Annotated in this window: 15 protein-coding genes and 1 pseudogene; 12 read left to right on the top strand and 4 right to left on the bottom strand. The window is 66.8% G+C overall.

Annotation, left to right across the window (positions count from 1 at the left end):
- The first annotated feature begins 5 nt into the window (after positions 1–5).
- Positions 6–533: a gamma carbonic anhydrase family protein gene (locus tag ACYSM9_RS00080; RefSeq protein WP_461854945.1), complete on the top strand. Its 528-nt coding sequence runs from the start codon at positions 6–8 to the stop codon at positions 531–533.
- 4 nt (positions 534–537) lie between these two features.
- Here the strand turns inward: ACYSM9_RS00080 and ACYSM9_RS00075 are convergent, their stop codons facing one another.
- Together ACYSM9_RS00075 and ACYSM9_RS00070 are read right to left on the bottom strand one after the other, a co-directional pair.
- Entirely contained in the window at positions 538–2,268 is a 1,731-nt protein-coding gene (locus tag ACYSM9_RS00075; RefSeq protein ID WP_461854944.1) for a flavin monoamine oxidase family protein, read from the bottom strand.
- Positions 2,265–3,791: an amino acid permease gene (locus ACYSM9_RS00070; protein WP_461854943.1), complete on the bottom strand. Its 1,527-nt coding sequence runs from the start codon at positions 3,789–3,791 to the stop codon at positions 2,265–2,267. The genes ACYSM9_RS00075 and ACYSM9_RS00070 overlap by 4 nt, the downstream gene beginning before the upstream one ends.
- A 98-nt stretch (positions 3,792–3,889) precedes the next feature.
- Here ACYSM9_RS00070 and alr point away from each other — a divergent pair, with 98 nt between their 5' ends.
- A complete protein-coding gene (gene alr, locus ACYSM9_RS00065) occupies positions 3,890–5,134 on the top strand; it encodes an alanine racemase (RefSeq protein WP_461854942.1) in 1,245 nt (414 codons plus the stop codon).
- Positions 5,127–6,719 carry a PucR family transcriptional regulator gene (locus ACYSM9_RS00060; protein ID WP_461854941.1) on the top strand — a complete coding sequence of 531 codons (1,593 nt, stop codon included), beginning with the start codon at positions 5,127–5,129 and terminating at the stop codon, positions 6,717–6,719. Before alr ends, ACYSM9_RS00060 begins: the two co-directional genes overlap by 8 nt.
- Here ACYSM9_RS00060 and ACYSM9_RS00055 read toward each other — a convergent pair.
- A complete protein-coding gene (locus ACYSM9_RS00055) occupies positions 6,708–7,556 on the bottom strand; it encodes a nitrilase-related carbon-nitrogen hydrolase (protein WP_461855192.1) in 849 nt (282 codons plus the stop codon). The genes ACYSM9_RS00060 and ACYSM9_RS00055 overlap by 12 nt on opposite strands.
- 252 nt (positions 7,557–7,808) lie before the next feature.
- On the opposite strand from ACYSM9_RS00055, the gene ACYSM9_RS00050 reads away from it, so the two are divergent.
- From ACYSM9_RS00050 to ACYSM9_RS00035, 4 genes are all read left to right on the top strand, one after another.
- Positions 7,809–8,999 carry an ROK family transcriptional regulator gene (locus ACYSM9_RS00050; RefSeq protein ID WP_461854940.1) on the top strand — a complete coding sequence of 397 codons (1,191 nt, stop codon included), beginning with the start codon at positions 7,809–7,811 and terminating at the stop codon, positions 8,997–8,999.
- A gap of 132 nt (positions 9,000–9,131) precedes the next feature.
- Positions 9,132–10,691: a multiple monosaccharide ABC transporter ATP-binding protein gene (gene mmsA / locus ACYSM9_RS00045; RefSeq protein ID WP_461854939.1), complete on the top strand. Its 1,560-nt coding sequence runs from the start codon at positions 9,132–9,134 to the stop codon at positions 10,689–10,691.
- Positions 10,692–10,735: 44 nt separating this feature from the next.
- The gene (mmsB, locus tag ACYSM9_RS00040; RefSeq protein WP_461854938.1) at positions 10,736–12,019 is read left to right on the top strand and encodes a multiple monosaccharide ABC transporter permease; all 1,284 of its coding nucleotides are present in this window, start codon (positions 10,736–10,738) and stop codon (positions 12,017–12,019) included.
- Between the two features lie 49 nt (positions 12,020–12,068).
- On the top strand, positions 12,069–13,166 hold the full coding sequence (locus tag ACYSM9_RS00035; protein ID WP_461854937.1) for a substrate-binding domain-containing protein: 1,098 nt from the start codon (positions 12,069–12,071) through the stop codon (positions 13,164–13,166).
- An 83-nt stretch (positions 13,167–13,249) separates the two neighbouring features.
- On the opposite strand, the gene ACYSM9_RS00030 is transcribed toward ACYSM9_RS00035, so the two are convergent.
- Entirely contained in the window at positions 13,250–14,635 is a 1,386-nt protein-coding gene (locus tag ACYSM9_RS00030; protein WP_461854936.1) for a pectate lyase family protein, read from the bottom strand.
- 304 nt (positions 14,636–14,939) lie between these two features.
- Here ACYSM9_RS00030 and ACYSM9_RS00025 point away from each other — a divergent pair, with 304 nt between their 5' ends.
- From ACYSM9_RS00025 to ACYSM9_RS00005, 5 genes and pseudogenes are all read left to right on the top strand, one after another.
- Entirely contained in the window at positions 14,940–16,424 is a 1,485-nt protein-coding gene (locus ACYSM9_RS00025) for an ABC transporter permease (RefSeq protein ID WP_461854935.1), read from the top strand.
- A gap of 2 nt (positions 16,425–16,426) precedes the next feature.
- On the top strand, positions 16,427–17,134 hold the full coding sequence (locus ACYSM9_RS00020; RefSeq protein ID WP_461854934.1) for an ABC transporter ATP-binding protein: 708 nt from the start codon (positions 16,427–16,429) through the stop codon (positions 17,132–17,134).
- A gap of 125 nt (positions 17,135–17,259) precedes the next feature.
- Positions 17,260–18,330: a Gfo/Idh/MocA family protein gene (locus tag ACYSM9_RS00015; RefSeq protein WP_461854933.1), complete on the top strand. Its 1,071-nt coding sequence runs from the start codon at positions 17,260–17,262 to the stop codon at positions 18,328–18,330.
- A 175-nt stretch (positions 18,331–18,505) separates the two neighbouring features.
- On the top strand, positions 18,506–19,450 hold the full coding sequence (locus tag ACYSM9_RS00010) for a hypothetical protein (RefSeq protein ID WP_461854932.1): 945 nt from the start codon (positions 18,506–18,508) through the stop codon (positions 19,448–19,450).
- 90 nt (positions 19,451–19,540) lie between these two features.
- A pseudogene (locus ACYSM9_RS00005) lies at positions 19,541–19,862 on the top strand (DUF320 domain-containing protein); the annotation flags it as partial.

Here is a 19,862-nt window from a genome sequence, read left to right as displayed (position 1 = left end):
AAGCTATGGCTCCCCTGTACCCTTTCGGCGGCAACTCCCCCGCCGTGCACGAATCAGCGTTCATCGCCCCGTCCGCGTCGATCATCGGCAACGCAACCCTGGCTGAGAATTCCAGCGCGTTCTACGGCGTCTCCGTCCGGGCCGACACCGCCGCCATCACTGTGGGCGCCGGCAGCAACCTGCAGGACAACGTGGTGCTGCACGCCGACCCCGGCTTCCCCTGCACGGTGGGCGAACGGGTCAGCGTGGGGCACGCGGCCGTCGTCCATGGCTGCACGGTGGAGGACGACTGCCTGGTCGGCATGGGCGCCACCGTACTTAACGGGGCAGTGATCGGCGCCGGCTCGCTGGTGGCGGCCGGCGCCGTCGTCCTGGAAGGAACGGTGGTCCCGCCCCGGTCGCTGGTGGCGGGAGTGCCCGCCAAGGTGCGCCGCGAACTGACGGATGAGGAGTTCGACGGCGTGCGCGCCAATGCGGCGCGGTACGTGGAGCTCGCGGCGAAACACCGCGAACTGCACGCGCAAGGACACTGACGGGTCAGTCCAATGACATAGGGCCGTACTCGTCCAACAGCTCGCCCGGTCCGGGGTTGCCCGGCGCGGAGGAGCCGCCCAGGTGGTTCACGACGCCCCACACGGCATTCAGTCCGGTGGTGACGGCGCCTTCCGCCCACCCGGCGGTGAAGGAGACGTCGTCGCCGGCGAGGAAAATGCCGCGCTGGGATTCCGGCAGGTTGTCCTGCTTGAAGTGCGTGAACAGCCGCTGCTGGTAGCGGTAGTGCCCGGGCAGGTTGGCCTTGAACGCGCCCATGAAGTTGGGGTCGGCCTCCCAGGACACGGTGATGGGCTGCCCCACGATGTGGCTGGCGATGTCCACTCCGGGGTAGATCTGCTCGAGCGAATGCAGCATCAGTTCCACCCTCTCGTTGGCGTCCAGGGCCAGCCACTTCAGGGCGTCATCGTTCCAGGTGTAGGAGAGCAGGATGACGGCGGGCTGGTCCGGTCCGTTGTCCAGCAGGTACGTAGCACGGTTCAGCCGGTCCGTCAGGGTCATGGACAGGACCTCGTTGCCCGTTTCCGGGTCGATGTCCTTCCAGAACGGACGGTCCACCATGACGAAGGTCTTGGACGACTGCATGTAGTGCGATTTCTCCATGGCGGTCCACAGTTCGGCCGGGAACAGGGCCTCCTCCGTGTGGATCCGGGTGGACAGCAGCCAGGACTGGCAGGTGGTCACCACGGCCGGGTAGCTCGCCTCGCGGCCCCAGCGTTCACGCACGCGCAGGTTGCCGTCCGGGTCGCGGCTGATCTTCCCCACGGCGCCGCGGGGCGAACCGGAGTGGAGCGATGACAAGGAGGTGCCGGCGGGCCAGTGCACCAGGTCCGACGGCGCGTGCTGCCACAGGGCCTCGGGCAGCCGCTGCGCTCCCCCGCGGATGAAGCGGTGCTGGTCGTCGGCGTCGGTGTAGACCACGCGGAGGATTTCGAGGATGGAGTTGGGGAAGTCGGTGTCCCAGCCGCCGGTGCCGAAACCGACCTGCCCGAAGGCCTCACGGTGCGCGAACCCTGCCTTCTTGAAGGACTCGCTGGCCGCGATGAAGCCGTAGAAGGTCTGCTCGTCCATCAGCGGCAGCAAGCCGTTCCAGAGTTCCTTGATCCGGGCGGTGTCCCGGGACCGGATGGCCTGCTGCATCTGGGCGAACATGGCGCCGTCGTTGACGGCTGCTTTCCAGGCGTCCGCCACTTCGCGGAAGAACGGCGGTAGGTCGCTGGACTTTTCGGCGTAGTGCTTCTTGCCGGCGAGCTCGATCACGGTGCTGGACGTGGCTTCGGCCAGCGGGTTGGGAAAGTCCTGCGTTTCCAGGCCCAGCAGGTCCACGTAGTGGTAGAAGGCCTTCCCGGAGACGGGGAAGCGCATCCCGCCCAGGTCGGCCACAACGCCGGGAGCGGCCGGGAAGGCTGCGGTGCGGAGCCTTCCACCGATCTGGTCGGCCTCGTACACCACCGGCCGCAGCCCGAGTTTCATCAGTTCATAGGCGGTCACGAGGCCGGAGAGCCCGGCGCCGATGACGGCGACCTCGGTGCCGTGCAGTTCCGGCGGCACGGAGCCGAGGCCGCCGGGGTGGGCCAGGTAGTGGTCGTAGCTGAACGGGAAGTCCGGGTTCAGCATGGTGATGGGGGCTGCGTGGCCCTCCTGGTGCGGCGTCTCCGCCGGCGGGGTGGAGGTGCTGGAGGGGTCGAAGGCCGGCAGTTCGGTGGCGATGGTCATGATTGTTCTGCTTTCACAGGTTCCCGGCCGGGGGCCGTGGCGGTCAGTTCACGGTAGTCCAGCTCGCTCAGAGCCGCTACCTTGGAGTTCCGGCGTCCATAGCCGAAGTAGATGGCGGCGCCCACCAGCATCCAGGCGCCAAAGACGAGCCAGGTGTCCGCGCCCAGGTTCGCCATCAGGTAGGCGCACATGAGGGTGCCCAGGACCGGCGCGAACGGGTAGAGCGGCACGCGGAAGCTGCGGACCAGGTCCGGGCGGTTGCGGCGCAGGTAGATGACGGCGACGTTCACCAGGGCAAAGGCGAACAGCGTGCCGATGCTGGTGGCATCGGCGAGTGCGCCCAGCGGAACCAAACCGGCGGTGAGCGCGACGGCGGTGCCAACGATGAGCGTGCCGGCGGCCGGGGTGCCGGTCCGGGGGGAAACGCGGCCGAAGACCTTGGGCACGAGGCCGTCACGCGACATCGACAAGAGAATGCGGGTCTGGCCGTACAGGACGGTCAGCACGATGCTGGCGATCGCCAGCACGGCTCCGGCGGAGAAGACGAGGGCAATCCACGGCTGGCCGGTGAGCTCCTCCAGGATCTGGACGAGGGCGGCTTCGGTGCCGTCGAACCAGCCCCAGGGGCGGGCGCCGATGGCGGCCACGGCCACGAGGACGTAAATGCTGGTGACGATCACCATGGACAGCAGGATGGCCCGGGGCAGGTCCCGCTTGGGGTTCCTTGCTTCTTCCCCTGCCGTGGAGGCGGCGTCGAAGCCGATGTAGGAAAAGAACACCCGGGAGGCGGCAGCGGACACGCCGGCGGCGCCCATCGGCAGCAGCGGCTCGAAGTTTCCGGCGTTGAACGCCGTGAAGGCAACGGCGCAGAAGAAGAGCAGGATGCCCACCTTGATGACCACAATCGCCGTGTTGATCCACGCGCTTTCCTTCGCGCCGCGGACCAGCAGGACCATGGCAAGCACCACGATGGCCACGGCCGGGATGTTCACCAGGCCGCCGTCACCGGGCGGCTGGGACAGGGCGTCCGGCAGTACCTGCCCGAAGGCCGCCAGGGCCTCGTTGACGTACTGGCCGGCTCCCACGGCGACGGCGGCCACCGACACGGCGTATTCCAGCACCAGGCACCAGCCGCAGATCCAGGCCATCCCCTCGCCCATGGTGGCGTAGGAATAGGAGTAGCTGGATCCGGCCACCGGCACCAGGCCGGCCATTTCGGCGTAGGACACTGCGGACAGCAGGGCGGCAAGCCCGGCAATGACGAACGAGATCCAGATGGCCGGGCCGGCCAGCGGAACCGATTCGCCCAGGATCACCAGGATGCCGGTCCCAAGGGTGGCGCCGACGCTGATCATGGTCAGCTGGAGGACGCCGAAGCTGCGTACCAGCGGCGTGCCGCCGTCGATGCCTTCGGCCTCGCGGACCATCTGTCCGATCGGTTTGCGCCGCAGCAGCTGGTCCAGCAGGCGTGGCCGGGCCGCGTCGGGCGCAATGGAGTTTTGAGTGGTCACAGGCACGGTCACCGTTGACGTCCCTTCAGAGTAGTTGCGGTTTCCCCTCCTCAAGGCTGGCATGTGAGTCAGCTCTCAGCCCGGTGCAGATTGCCCTATAGTGGTCACCCATGAGACTTAATGCACAATGCGATGCGGCCGCCCCGGCGGCGTTTTCCGGACAGGTCATCGTCGATCTTTCCGCCATTTCGGACAACACCAGGGCGTTGAAAACCCGCAGCAGGGCCGGATTCTTCATGGCCGTGGTCAAGGGAAACGCCTATGGCCACGGCCTCGTGGAGGTGGCTCGCACCGCGGTCGCCTCGGGCGCCGACTGGCTGGGGACGGCCCAGCTGAAGGAGGCCGTCGACCTGCGAAAAGCGGGCATCACGGCCCCCATCCTGTCGTGGCTTTATCTGGCATCCCAGACCAGCGCAGACATCGGGGAAGCACTGCGGAACAGCATCGACGTCTCCATCGGCAGCGTCTCCCAGCTGGAGGTACTGGCAGGTGCCGCCAGGCAGCTGGGCCGTCCCGCCGTCGTGCACCTGGAACTGGACAGCGGACTCAGCCGCGGCGGTGCGCGGAAGGAAGACTGGGCTGCCCTCGTGGGCCGGGCCCGGGAGGCCGAACTGGACGGCACCCTCCGCGTCCGAGGTGTCTGGACGCACCTTGCATGGGCTGATGTGCCTGCCCATCCGGCGAACGCCGCCGCGGTGGCCGACTTCGAACACGCCGTCCAGGCTGCGCACGAGGCGGGGCTCACGCCTCAGCTCCGGCATGTGTCCAGTTCCGCCAACATCCTCGACCGCCCGGAGCACCACTTCGACATGGTCCGGGCCGGCCTGGCCGTGTACGGGCTGGCCCCCGCCGACCACCTGCATCCCGCCGACTTCGGCCTGCGGCCCGCGCTCAGCGTGACGGCTCCCCTGGTCATGGTGAAGAAGGTTCCCGCCGGCACCGGCATCAGCTACGAGCACCAGGCCATCACCTACGAACCCCGCTACCTTGGCCTTATCCCGCTGGGGTACGCGGACGGCATTCCCAAGGGCATCAGCGGCCGCCCCCTGGTGACTGTCGGCGGCCGGCGGGTACCGGTGATCGGCAAGGTCTGCATGGACCAGTTCATGGTGGACCTTGGCCCGGACCTTTTGGGTATCGCCGTGGGCGATACGGCGGTGCTGTTCGGGGATCCGGCCACCGGTGCTGCCAGCGCCGACGACTGGGGGGCGGCGATCGGCAGCCACGGGGATGAGATCATCAACCGGATCGCGCCCCGGCTGCAGCGCTCCTACCGCGGCTCCGGCCGCCGGACCGCGGCGCATGAATGCCCGGACTACCAGGAGCCGGCAGCCGCCGGGCCCGCCCATGACTGAGCCCGCCGACGCCGCCCGCCTGAGTTTCGTCACGCTCCAGCAGTTCCTTGAGCAGCTGCCGCCGTTGTTGAAGATGCTTCACGACGGCGGCAGCGGGGACCGGCTGCTGCGCTGGGTTGAACCCAGCGAACTGGAGGACCCCACCCCCTACCTTCCCGAAGGCGAGTTCCTGCTCACGGCGGGACTGCCGTTCCTGGGTGACGGCGGCTCGCCCGCCAACGTGGACGCGTACGTCCGGCGGCTCGTGGCGGCCAAAGTCGCAGCGCTCGGGTTCGGCATCAGGCCCTATTTCGACGCCGTCCCCGATGCGGTGGTCGCGGCCTGCCGCCGGCACAACCTCACGCTGCTCGAAGTGCCGGAGGCGCTGCCCTTCGCCGCGATCGGCCTGCAGTTCTCCCAGCTGCTGGAGACCGACAATGCCCGGGTCTTCCGGCAGCTTGCCGAAACCAACCGCCAGCTCATGCGTGCAGTGCTCTCCCCAAAACCTGAGCATGAACTGCTTGCCGCGCTGGTCCAGCGCGTCCCAGTGTGGGCACTGCTGGTGGGCGCCGACGGGCGGGTGCGGGCACGCGGCACCAGCGCCGGCGGCAGCCCCGCCGTCGAACTTCCGCTCCTGGCGCCCATGCTGGAACGGCTGCTCTCCGGCAGTGGGCCCCGCGTGGAGATGGACGGGTTCGACCAGCCCGGCTCTGCGCTCGTGGTCGGCCACCCGCTGCGCAGCACCAGGGACGCCAACCTCGGGGCGCTCATCCTCGGCTCGGACGCGCCGCTGACGCCCGCGCAGAACAATGTGGTCCAATCTGCGGTGGGGCTGCTGGAACTGCTGGTGCGGCAGCGGACCAGCGGATCCCTCGCGCCCAGCCAGCTGGCCACCGCTGTGCTGCTTCATCCCGAGAGCCTGTCCACGGGCAGCACCAAGCAGGTCAACGGGCTGAAGGACCTGCTGGCGCAAAGCCTCACCTCCACGAGATCTGCGCCCGCGCGCGTGGTGCAGGGCATCAAGGTCGAAGCTCCCGACTGGCCCGCCGGCGACAGCCCGGTGCGGGAACTGCTGCAGTGGCGGCGGATGTTCGACACCAAACTGGTGGAAATTACGGACTACGGTTTCGCCGCCATCACGCGCCTCAAGGTGGACGACGCCCTGCTCGCCGACATCGAAAAACTCGGCTGGCGCCTGGTGGTCGGCGAGCCGGCCGAACTTACCAGCCTGCCCGCCGCCTACCAGCGGGCGACTTCCCTGCGCAGCCAGGTGCAACGGAGCGGCCAAAGCGTCCGCGCGGACGAGGTGACCTGGTCGGTGGCCGGGCTGCTGGGACGGGAGGCCGGAACCCTGCTGGCCGGACGCCTCCTGGGCCCGGTCCTGGCGCTGGAACCGGACCGCCGGGAAACGCTGCTCACCGTACTGCACGGCTGGCTCAGCGAGAACGGCAGCTGGGACGGCTCGGCCAAGCGGCTGGGGCTGCACCGCAACAGCGTGCGCCGGCAGATCGGCATCGTTGCCGAGGTCCTGGACATGGACCTCAACCAGGCGCAGGTGCGGGCAGAGCTATGGTTCGCGCTGCAGTACGTCGATTCATTGTCCTAGTCCGGCAGCCGGGGGCCAGGCCTGGCTGTCCCATTCCCGGTACAGCGCCGGCCGGCGGTCCTGGAGGTACGGGACGTCCGCCCGCGCCGCCCGGACGGGCTCCGTGCCCACCTCGGCGAAAAGCAGGCGGGCCTCCCCGCCTGCTTCGGCCAGCAGCGTCCCGCCAGGCCCCGCCACCACACTCCCCCCGAGGAACGTGTACGCGTCCTCGCTGCCGCAATGGTTGGCGTAGGCCACGTTCAGCTGGCTTTCCAGCGCCCGCGCCCGGACCAGGACCTGGGGCACGCCTTCATACCCTGCGGAGAGTGCCGTCGGGACCAGGAGCAATTCGGCGCCGCGGGTGGCGGCCGCCCGGGCGGCCTCCGGAAACTCGATGTCGTAGCAGATCAGCAGGGACGTTTGGATGCCCTGGAAATCGACGACGGCGGGAGGCTCAGCGGCAGCCGCAAAGGCAGCATGTTCCTCCGCGCCGAAGAGGTGCACCTTGGCGTAGTCGAGGACTTCCACGCCCTCCGCGTCCACGAGGGTGGCGCTGATGTGCCAGCGGCCGCCGGCCTCCTGATCGCGTCCGGCTGCAGCCACGGCAGGGAGGCTGTAGACCAGGCCAATCCGGTTCTCCCGGGCGATTCCGGAAAGCCGGGCGCGGATATCTGGGAGGCGTTCGGGGTCAAATTCGCTGCGGAGCCTGAGCGGTGCATAGCCGACGGGAAACAGCTCCGGGGTCAGCAGCAGCGCGGCCCCCGCCCGGGCAGCACGATTTGCGGCGTCGGCAATGGTCCGCAGGTTGGCCTCGACGTCCAGCACCACGGCGTTTTCCTGGAGGACGGACAGCAGCATCTTCGCCACCTTCCCTTCGACTCTCATCCGGCCCGGGCTGGGGCGCGGCGTGTTCCTGCTTTCCAGCGTAGCCAGTGCGCCCGGGCTGGCCGCGGGTCGTTTGGCCCCGGGCGAACTGTCCGCGGGATGCAATGCACCGGCTGCCACTCTCCTCCTCCTCGGTGCTGCCCGGCCAACTTGCTTTAGGGCATCAAAGCGACGTATGCGTTAACTTCTTGACTACAAGACTGGAAATAGGGCAATGTTCTTAGCATGTCCGCAACCCCGCGCTCAACGAGGAGCAAACCCAAAAATCCCGGCTCACAGTCAGCCCTGCGGCAGCTGAACCAGCAGCGGATTATCGAGACCCTGATGGGCGGCCCGTCCACCCAGGCCGAACTCGCCCGGCAAACAGGACTCTCCACGGCGACCGTCTCGAACATCGTCAAGATCATGCTCGATTCCGGGCTCGCGTCCACTGAGCCCATCACGAGCTCGGGCAGGCGGGCGCTGAATGTGCGCCTCAACAGCAACGGTGCCGTGGCCGTGGGAATCGACTTCGGCCGCCGCCACCTCCGCGTCGTCCTGGCATCGTTGAGCTACCACGTCATCGCCGAGGAATCGGTCATGCTCCCCCTCGGCCACCAGGCCGACGAAGGCATCCAGGCGGCCGTGGCACTGCTGGACAAACTGCTGCAGGAAAGCGGCGTGGAGCGCAGCGCCGTGGTGGGTGCCGGCGTCGGAATCCCCGGCCCCATCGACCGGCGCACCGGAACCGTGGCGCAGGGTGCAATCCTTCCCGAATGGGTGGGCATCAACATCCTGCAGCACCTCGAGGAAACCCTAAGAATCCCCGTCTTTGTTGACAACGACGCCAACCTCGGGGCCTGGTCCGAGGTCACGTGGGGCCAGCATACGGGGGTCAGCAACCTATTGTTCCTGAAGATCGGTTCGGGCATCGGCGCCGGCCTGATCCTCAACGGAGCACCGTACTACGGCAACGTGGGGATCACCGGCGAAATCGGGCACGCCACCATCCACGAACAGGGCCTCGTATGCCGCTGCGGCAACCGCGGCTGCCTGGAAACCATCGCCTCGACCACCACCATGATCGAGCTGCTCAGCCGCGGCGACGACCGGCCGGTGACACCGGCGGACATCGTCCGGAAAGCCCTGAACCGGGACCCCGCGACACTGCGGGTGGTGGATGACGCCGGCCTGGCGGTGGGCCGGGCCCTGGGCAATGTGGCCAACCTGATCAACCCCGAAGTGATCGTGGTGGGCGGCCCGCTGGCCGGCCTGGGAGACATCCTGCTGGACCCGATCCGGCGGGGTTTGATCCGGCATGCGGTGCCGGTGATCGGTGAAACCACCACCCTTGCCATGTCCTCACTCGGGGACCGCGCGGAGGCCCTCGGCGCCGCCGCCCTGGTCTTCCAGCACGCGGGGATCCGCAAGTCCTAGACCATTTCGTTATCCGGCAATTGCGTTAAAGACTTGACGACAATAGCTGTGATCCAGTTTACTTTTGGTTCAGACGGCCCTGCGCTTTGCCGGCCGGACAAAGAAGTCATTTGCATTGGAGGGTTAGGGCTCATGACGTCCCAGACCACGCAAGCGGAGCCGATCATCCTTGAGATGCGCTCCATCACCAAGGAATTCCCCGGCGTTAAAGCCTTGTCGAATGTGAACCTTCGGGTGAAGGCCGGCGAAATCCACGCCATCTGCGGCGAGAACGGCGCCGGCAAGTCAACCCTCATGAAGGTCCTCTCCGGGGTCTACCCGTACGGGAGCTACGACGGCGACATCGTCTACCAGGGCCAGGTGCAGCAGTTCCGGGACATCCGGGCCAGCGAGCACGCGGGCATCGTGATCATCCACCAGGAACTCGCGCTGATCCCCGAACTGTCCATCATGGAAAACATCTTCCTGGGGAATGAGCCCACCAAGCGCGGCATCATCGACTGGTCCGAGGCCCGGCTGCGGTCGCTGGACCTGCTGGCCCGCGTTGGGCTGCGGGACGATCCCGACACCCCCATCAAGGAAATCGGCGTCGGCAAGCAGCAGCTGGTGGAAATCGCCAAGGCGCTGAACAAGTCCGTGAAGATCCTCATCCTGGACGAGCCCACCGCCGCCCTGAACGAGTCGGATTCGCAGCACCTGCTGGACCTGATGCTGGGCCTGAAGGCCAAAGGCATCACCTCGATCATGATTTCCCACAAGCTCAACGAGATCGAGCAGATCGCCGATTCCATCACCATCATCCGCGACGGCAAGTCCATCGAGACGCTGGACGTCAAGAAGGACGGCGTGGACGAGGACCGCATCATCAAGGGCATGGTGGGCCGCACGCTGGAATCCCGGTTCCCGGACCACACCCCCAAAATCGGCGAGGTGTTCTTCGAGGTCAAGAACTGGACGGTGGGGCACCCCAGCGTCCAGGACCGGCTGGTCTGCAAGAACTCCAGCTTCTTCGTCCGCCGCGGCGAAATCGTGGGCTTCGCCGGCCTCATGGGCGCCGGCCGCACCGAACTGGCCCGCTCCGTCTTCGGCCGTTCCTACGGGCGCTTCATCGACGGCCACATCTACAAGGACGGCAAGGAGGTGGTCCTGAAGAATGTGCGCCATGCCATCGACGCCGGCCTGGGCTACGTCACCGAGGACCGCAAGTCCCTGGGCCTGAACCTGCTGGATGACATCAAGACCACCACGGTCTCGGCTGCGCTGAAGAAGATCAGCCACAACTCGGTGGTGGATCCCAACCAGGAATTCACGGTTGCGGAGCAGTACCGCAAGTCGCTGCGCACCAAGACCCCGTCCGTGGAGGAAGGCGTCGCCAAGCTGTCCGGCGGCAACCAGCAGAAGGTGGTCCTCGCAAAGTGGATGTTCACCGACCCCGACCTGCTGATCCTTGACGAACCCACCCGTGGCATCGATGTCGGAGCCAAGTACGAGATCTACGGCATCATCCAGCAGCTGGCCAACCAGGGCAAGGGCGTGATCGTCATCTCCTCGGAACTGCCCGAACTCCTGGGACTGTCCGACCGCATCTACACCATCTTCGAAGGCGCCATCACCGGCGTCCTGACCAAAGAAGAGGCCAGCCAGGAAAGCCTGATGAAGCTGATGACCTCCGCTACCCGAAAAGCCGCCTGACCCTCTGGACCACCCAGAACCTTCCGGACACAAGGACTGACACCATGAACGCCCTCAAAAAGCTGTTTGGCGGCAACACCCGCCAATTCGGCATGATCTTCGCCCTTGTGGCCCTGATCATCTTCTTCCAGTTCGCCACCGACGGCCGGACGCTGACCCCCGGCAACGTCATCAACCTCTTCAACGGCAACTCCTACATCCTGATCCTGGCGATCGGCATGGTCCTGGTGATCATCGCCGGCCACATCGACCTGTCCGTCGGTTCGGTCGCCGCATTCGTGGGCGTCACCGTGGCCCTGGCCATCCGCGACTGGGGAATCCCCTGGTGGGCCGGCGTCCTGCTGGGGCTGGTGCTCGGCGCCGTGATCGGTGCCTGGCAGGGCTGGTGGACCGCGTATGTGGGAATCCCCGCCTTCATCGTGACGCTGGCGGGAATGCTCCTGTTCCGTGGCTTCAACCAGTTCGTGGGCAAGTCCAACACCATCCCCGTTCCCAACGACTTCCAGTACCTGGGTTCCGGCTACCTGCCCGAGGTCGGCCCGAACACCGGCTACAACAACCTGACCTTGCTGCTGGGCATCGCCGTCGCCGCTTTCGTGGTGGTCGGTGAACTGCGCTCCCGTGCCAGGGCCAAGGCGCTGGGCGCCGAGGTCCCCGAAATGTGGGTCACGGTCGTGAAGCTGGTCCTGATCTGCGCCGCGATCCTGTACGCCACCTACCTGTTCGCCACCGGCCGCCCCGGCACCTCCTTCCCCATCCCCGGCCTGATCCTCGCGGTCCTGGTGCTGATCTACGGCTTCATTTCATCCCGCACCATCCTGGGCCGCCACGTCTACGCGGTCGGCGGCAACCGGCACGCTGCCGAGCTCTCCGGTGTGCAGTCCAAGAAGGTCAACTTCCTGGTCATGATGAACATGTCCATCCTGGCCGGCCTGGCCGGCATGATCTTCGTGGGCCGCTCCACCGCATCGGGGCCGTTTGACGGCGTGGGCTGGGAACTGGACGCCATCGCCGCAGTCTTCATCGGTGGCGCCGCAGTCACCGGCGGCGTGGGCACCGTGGTCGGGTCCATCATCGGTGGCCTGGTCATGGCGGTCCTGAACAACGGCCTGCAGCTCCTGGGCGTGGGCGCCGACCTCACCCAGATCATCAAGGGCCTGGTCCTGCTGATCGCCGTCGCCTTCGATGTCTACAACAAGACCCAGGGCAAGCGCTCGATCATCGGCATGCTGACCAGGAACATGGGCCGCCCCTCCGGCGGTCCCAGCACGCCGCTCCAGCCCGACGAGACCACCTCCACCAAGGAAGCGATCGCCAGGGAAGCCTGAAGTTTGCCGCCTGAACACTGTTCCATCACATAGAGAAAGAGAACCAACAATGCGAATGTTTGGTAAAGCAGGAAAGGCCGCAGCGGTTGCTGCCATCGCAGCACTGGCGCTGACGGGCTGCGGCCGCTCGGAAACCCCCTCGGGCGGAGCCAGCGGAGGAGCCGGCGGATTCGAACAGAACTCCTCCATCGGCGTCGCACTGCCGCAGAAGACCAGTGAAAACTGGGTCCTCGCCGAGAAGCTGTTCAATGACGGGCTTAACGGTGCCGGGTTCAAGGCTGACGTCCAGTTCGCCAACGGCGGCGTCTCCGAGCAGCAGAACCAGATCAGCGCCATGGTGACCAAGGGCGCCAAGGTCATCATCGTGGGCGCCATCGACGGTTCCCAGCTGGGCACCCAGCTCAAGCAGGCCAAGGATGCCGGCGCCACCGTCATCGCGTACGACCGGCTCCTGCTGAACACCGACAACGTGGACTACTACGTGGCCTACGACAACTTCAAGGTCGGCGTACTCCAGGGCCAGGCGCTGCTGGACGGACTCAAGGCCAAGAAGCCGTCGGGTCCGTACAACATCGAACTCTTCGCCGGCTCCCCTGACGACGCCAACGCGAAGGTCTTCTTTGACGGCGCCATGAGCGTCCTGAAGCCGAAGATCGACGACGGCACCCTCAAGGTCGTCTCGGGCCAGACCAGCTTCGAGCAGGCCGTGACGCAGGGCTGGAAGGCTGAGAACGCCCAGCGCCGCGCCGACACGCTGCTGACCGGCAGCTACACCAGCGCCAATCTGGACGGCGTCCTCTCCCCCAACGACACCCTGGCCCGCGCAGTCCTGACGTCCGTCAAGGCCGCCGGCAAGCCGATTCCTGTGGTCACCGGGCAGGACTCCGAGGTGGAGTCGGTCAAGTCGATCATGGCCGGCGAGCAGTACTCCACCATCAACAAGGACACCCGCAAGCTCGTTGAGCACGCCATCACCATGGTGAAGGACCTCCAGGCCGGCAAGAAGCCTGAGGTGAATGACGACAAGTCCTACAACAACGGCAACAAGGTTGTTCCCGCCTACCTGCTGGCACCGGTTATTGTCACCGCCGCCAACGTGAAGACGGCCTACACCGACGACCCGGTACTCGGCCCGATCACCAAGTAACGCGATCTCCACATAAATCGATCCGGAACAGCCCGGTCCCTTCTTCGGGGACCGGGCTGTTCCGTTCTTCCTTGGCCTGGAGCCTAACGGTTCACGGTGAGCACCCCGGGCCCGGTGAACTGCAGGGCATGGTTCTTGACCGCCTGCGGTGTGGTGAAGGCCTTGTAGCTGTAGACGCCAGCCGGGTTCCAGCCCACGTCCGTGGTGAATTCCCAGCCCGTCCAGTCCGGAGCGGGTGCCCCGGTGGCCTCGGCTTCAGCGAGCGCTCCTGCCCTGTTCTGTTCAAAGGAAGCCTTGGCGATGGCATTCAGGTCCGCCGGTTGGCCGTTGTACCAGGAGCCGGTGTCACTGAAGCGGTTGCCGTTGTAGCTGCTGACCATGATGGACGGGTCGGCGCCGGGGCCGGTGTATTCGAAGGCATTGCGTTCGGAGAAGATCCGGGACTCGTACCCGGCGCCGAGGAAGTAGCTGCTGCCGCCCTGGGCCCGGCTTAGCAGTGGATAGTCGGGATCGTCCGTGCGGCCCGCGAAGTAGTTGTTGACCACGTGGACCTGGCCGAACCGGACGCGGGGTGCGCGCTGCTGGAGGTTCTCGAAATAGTTGCCAACGTAGCTGACCCGCAGTTTGCCGCCGTCCTTGTCTACGTGCTCGTCACCGGAACCCAGCAGCATGGTTTTGTCGTGGTTGGAGAGCCTGCTGTTGGAGATGGTCACAAAGTCGGTTCCGTCCTTGAGGTCCAGCAGGCCGTCGTGCCGGTTGGCATGTTTGCCGTGGGGGCCCAGGGGCGCATCGCCATCCGGGAAGCGGCCGTCGGACAGGCTGACGTGGTCGATCCAGATATGGTCCGATGTCACCGAGGACAACGCGTCAAACCGTGCATTCCAGGCGCCGTCGCCGTCATCGGGTGACCATGTGGTGAAGAAGTCAACGGGAGCTTCAACGCTGACATTCCGCACCACTACATTGGTGGCGTTCAGGATCACGATGTTGGCGCCGACGAACCCGGAATCCGCCCCAAGCCCGATCAGCGTCGTATTGCTGGGCAGGCTCACCTCGATCTGCCGTTTCATGTTGTTGCTTCCGGTCTGCCGCAGCTGGCGCTGCTTCTTGCAGTAGTCAAAGGTCTGGTCGCTCCATACCTTTCCGTCGGGGCCAAAGCAGGAGATGTATTTGGCGATGTCGTAGCCCGGGGCGTAATCCTGTTCGCCAAGGATCCGTCCGTCGGGTGCCTGGTTTCCGTCGATCGTTCCATTGACGTAGATGATCTTGGGTTCAGTGGGCCGGCCGTTGTTGGCCAAGGCGGCTTTCAGTTCGCTGAGCGTGCCCACCTCGTACCGGCTTCCGGCGGGTGCGCCTGCACCGCCGTTTGTTCCGCGTCCGACGGCGGCCCATCCGGTGGGTGCCGCATCGTCAGCTTTGATCACCCCGCCGCCGGTCGGGGCGGGACCGGCCGTTGCGGGTGCAGTCATAGCCATTCCGGCGGCGAGCGCCAGCGCCGACGCCGACGCGGCAATTCCTGCAGCCCTTCGGAGCCTGTCGGTGGTGGAGGTTCGTGCTTTGTCGCTTTTGAGGGGCGTCATTGGCCTTGTTTCCGGCATGCCAAACAGACCACATGCCTTTGGTGGGTGCGGGTGAAAGGAACATTGCTCACGCCCGAGAAATCGGTTTCTCGGCGGTGCTTTATTCTTACGCGCGGCGTGACAGCGATGTCAAGAGGTCTTCACAGGAGAAACATAGGTTTGCCCTGTTTGCCGCACAGGGACCCCGGCGACTGTGGAAGCTGAAGCCGGCCTCCCGGGCCGGCACCTGAACCATAGGAGAAACGCGAGCGTCCTCGCACGAAGCGTAGGCAATGCCTTCAGAAACAAGGTCCGCACCGCGGCAGTCGTCGCGGTGCTGGCAGTCGCCATCGGCCTGGCCCTGGCCATGCTGGTGGCCAACCAGGCCGTCGGAGCGAAAGTGCAGGAGCTCAATGCCTCCGTCGGCACGGTGCTCACGGTGAACCCCGCGGGCGGGCAAGGCTTCGAAGGGGGCGGTGAGCCGCTCACCACCGACCAGGCAGCCACGGCCGGCAGCGTGGCGGACGTCAGCGCCGTCGTCGGGACCTCATCCTTGAGGCTCCGCAACGCCAGCGAGGCCGCAGCGCAGGCCGCGGCCGGAACCCAAACGGGGCCCGGCGGGCAGGGCGGCCCCGGCGGCCAGGCCGCGGCTACCCTGACCACCAGCCTCACCGCCGCAGTGGACGCCGGCACCCTCGGCAACCGCAACCAGCAGGCCAACGGCGCCACAGGCAGCACCGGAACCACGCAGCCCGCCCGGTCCCTGCCGATCACCGCCACCGGCGTCGGCGCGGAAGTCGACACCACCGGCAAGGCCCTCAACATCACCCAGGGCGCCGGACTCGGCGACTATTCGGCCGCGTCCACCAGCGCCCTGCTGGGCACCACGCTGGCCGAAAAGAACAACCTGGCCGTCGGGTCCACGTTCACCATCAATGACCAGACCTACACCGTGGCCGGACTGTTCGACGCCGGCACCGCCTTCGGCAACAACGCCGTCTACCTGACGCTCCCCACGGCACAGACCCTCGCCGGCACGCCGGGCGAACTGTCCAGCATGATCGTCACCGTCAACTCCCTGGAAAACGTCGCCGCCACCAAGACCGCCCTGCAGGCCGCCCTCGGCACCGGCAAGGCAGATGTCACCCAGGGACAGAACCTGCAGACCGCCCTCAGCTCCCTCAACAGCGTGAAGAACATCTCCTTCATCGCCTTCATCGCCGCGCTGGGCACGGCCGGGATCATCATCCTGCTCATCATGGTGATGCTGGTCCGCGAGCGCCGCCGCGAGATCGGGGTGCTGAAGGCGATCGGGGCGCCGAACCGCACCATCGGGCTGCAGTTCGTCCTGGAAGCACTGGTCCTTGCCGCCCTCGGCAGTGCTGTCGGCGCGGCGATCGCCTCCTTCGCCAGCGGAAGCATCGCCTCCGCCCTGATCAGCAGCAACACCACCACGACGGCGACTGCCAGCACCGGCCGCGGCTTCCCCGGAGGCGGGGCGGGAGGCGGATTCCCCGGCGGCCAGGGCGGCCCCTTCGGCGGCGCCTCCCAGCTGCTGAACTCCGTCACCGCGAGCGCCTCCCCCGGCGTGATCGCCGGAGGCATCGCTGCCGTGTTCGGCGTCGCCATCATCGGAGCCCTGGTTCCCGCGCTGCTCACCGCGCGCATCCGTCCCATCGAAGTCCTGCGAGGAGAATAGCCATGATTGAAGTCAAGAACCTGGTCCGCACCTTCAACTCCGGTGACCGCACCATCAAGCCGGTCAACGACGTCAGCTTCGTCCTCGAACAGGGCACCCTGGCCTCGATCGTGGGCAAGAGCGGCAGCGGCAAGAGCACCCTGCTCTCCCTGCTGGGGGCCTTGGACAAGCCGACCAGCGGGGACGTGATGGTCAACGGCGTGAGCCTCGCGGGCATGCCGGACGCCAAGCTGACTGAGTACCGCCGGCGCGATATTGGATTCGTTTTCCAGCAGTTCAACCTCATCCCCAACCTGTCGGCAGTGGACAACGTGATGCTGCCGATGGAGTTCGCCGGCCTGCGTAAGGCAGCCAGGCTGCAGCGAGCCCAGGATTTGTTGGAGCAGGTCCAGCTGGATCCGTCCAAGCACGGGCGGCGCATCAACAGGCTCTCCGGCGGCGAGCAGCAGCGCGTGGCCATTGCGCGGGCCCTGGCCAACGAGCCCAAGCTGATCCTTGCCGACGAACCGACGGGCAACCTGGATGAGCAGACGGGGGACCACATCATCGAACTCCTCAGCTCGCTCCGCCGGGACCACAACACCACAATCCTGGTGGTGACGCATGACCGGGCCCTGGCGAATAAGACCGACCGGCGCTTCCGCCTCCAGCAGGGCAGGCTCACGGAGGAACCGGTCCATAGCCGCAGCGCCGCCGCGGCCACGGCCTGACCATCCGGTGCCGTCGGCGGGGGAACCGCCCTCCAGTTCCTCCCGCCGTCGGCCCCGGTCCGCCGCCCCGTTCCGGGCGCGGAAATTCCCAAACCGTTCCGCCCCGCTGTGACAGGATGGCATCCATGAGTGCCCCCATCGCCACGCCGTGGCTTTTCAGCCAGCCGGACAAGGATCCCCGCTCCGCCACAGGTGCTCCGCTGCGGTGGGGCATCATCTCGACCGGCAGCATCGCCCGCGCCGTCTCGCAGGAGCTGGCGCTGCTCGCCGACGCCCAGTTGTACGCGGTCAGTTCACGGGCGCAGGACACGGCGGACGCATTTGCAGTGGCCTACGACTTCGCCAAGGCCTACGGGGACGACGACGGCGTCCCCGGCTACCAGCGGCTCCTCGCCGATGAGGCCGTGGACGTCGTCTACGTCGCCACGCCACACGCCCAGCACCACGAGATTGTGCTTGCCGCGCTCACCGCGGGCAAGCACGTGCTGTGCGAGAAGGCCTTCACCATCAATGCGCGGGAAGCCGCGGAACTCATCGACTATGCACGAAGCCGGAACCTTTTCCTGATGGAGGCCGTGTGGAGCCGTTTCCTGCCCTCGATGCAGCGCGCCTTCGACATCGCAGCGTCCGGCGAGTTGGGTGACATCCACTGGATCACGGCCGACCTCGGATTCCCCGCGCCGTACTCGCCGACGGCAAGGCTGTGGTCCCGGAAAGACGGCGGGGGCGCCCTGCTGGACCTCGCCGTCTACCCGCTGCTCTGGGCCCTTGGCACGCTCGGTTTTCCGCACACCGTGAGCGCAACCGGCTTCGTCAACGACGACGGCGTGGACGCCCAGAATGCCATGACCCTGGGCTACGGCCACGCAGCCCAGGTGCAGCTGACCTCGTCGCTGCTGGCCCACGGCCCGCGGACCGCCACAGTGTCGGGGAGCCTCGGCTACCTGCAAAGCATTGGCTCCATCAACAACCCGCGTGAACTGGTCATCACCAAGGGCTGGGATGACCGCCGGACAGAGACGTTCGACGTCGTGGGCAAGGGGTACGCCTACGAGCTCCGCGAGGTGACGCGCTGCATTCAGCAGGGGTTGACCGAGAGCCCCGTGATGCCGCTGGAGGATTCGTTGAACACCATGCGCCTCTTCGATGGGGTGCGAGCCCAACTTGGCGTCACATATCCGAATGACAGCCACTGACCCGCGGATATGACAGCTTCGCCTTGCTGTTGATGGCTTCACGCGCGCCGCGTTCCCAATTGTAAATTTGTTGTAGGGATTCCCTCGACTTTCAGTCATAAGCAGTCTTACGATGTAGGCAGCGTCGGCTGCAACGTCCGCTGCCGGCCGCAACGTTCACTGGGGGGTGGTACGCATGGCTCGGAGAAGTTCGCCGTGGCGTGCCCTGCGCCCAGCGCTCCTTGCCGGAGCCGCCGCAGTCACCTGGCTGACGCTCTCTTCCACGGCTGCCACCGCCGATGCAGGCACCGACTCCTCGTCCCTCCTGGGCGGCGTGTCAGAGCAGGTCTCATCCCTGACCCAAAGCCTTGCCGGCCCGGCCCAGGCCACGGCGGTGGATACAGCGGCGGGAGCTGCTGCAGAGCCCCGCGGCCTGCTCGAGCCAGTGGCGGCCCAGGTTTCCGGACTGGCCGATGACCTCGCCGCGTCCGTTCCGGTCGCCAACCAGGTGGTGCCGGCAGGGACGGTATCAACCGTCACCGCCCCCATCGCCGGCGGAGCCGACAGCCTGGCTTCGGACGTTGTGCAGGTTGTCGTTGCCCCCGTGTCCGATGCCCTTCCGGTGCTTGAGCCGGTAGTCCAACCGGTTTCCGATCTTGTCACCGGGACGGATGTGCTGCCCGTCACGCTTCCGGATCTTCCCGCTGTAGTTGGCACCCCCGGGCTGCCTGCACCGGACCTGCCCGCGGCCGCGGCGGCCTCGCCCGGCGCTCCTGTCGCCGATACCGCGTCCCCGGAGATCGCTGTCGAATCCAATGGAACAGCCGCTGGGGCGGCCATCCAGGCCGGTACCCAAGGCTCTGAACTCCTGGCGGCCACTGCCGCCGTCGAATCCGCGGGCCCTGCGTCCGCTGTGGGTGACCCCCTCCCCGCCGGTCCTTCACCTGTGCCTGCCCCGGCCCCTCCGGCCCCGGGCTCGGGCACGGGGGCGGGAGGATCGCCTGCCGGGCCCTCGGGGGCTGCCGCCTGGCTCGATGCTTTTGATTACCAGTTCCACTTCGCCGCAGCCGTGCGCGGCCTCGAAGACCCCGAGCATGCGCCCGCACCGGTGTCGTTCGACCCCGGTTCTTCCCCTGACTAGTTGAGACCCGTCTGCCCTTCACCGGGCAGCACGTGGCCACAAGGGCAGCTGACAAGCGCCCCAACCTCAACTTTCTCAGGAGATTCCACCATGAGTTCCAACCTTCGCAGGGGGCTGCTCGGCACCCTCTTTGCCGGCGGCCTTTTGGCCCTCGGCTGCACCGCCGCGAATGCCGCGGACACCACTACTGGAGCGGACCTCTCCGCTTCCGCCATGATCTCGGCGGCTCCCGCTGACTCGACGTCGTTGGGCCTGCTGGGTGACCCAACGCCGGCCGGTTCAACGGGCGCCGCCGCCGCTGTGAACGTCGACCTTGGGCTGGGGACGGCAAGCACGTCCGATCCCACGGCCGGCACGACCACCGACGTCGCAGCCGCCATCGACCTCGGCCTCGGTACCAACGGCACCGGCA

This window comes from Arthrobacter sp. C152 (genome assembly GCF_054890965.1).
Note: the sequence above shows the minus strand (reverse complement) of the source record. Positions and strands in the feature narration are given on the sequence as shown.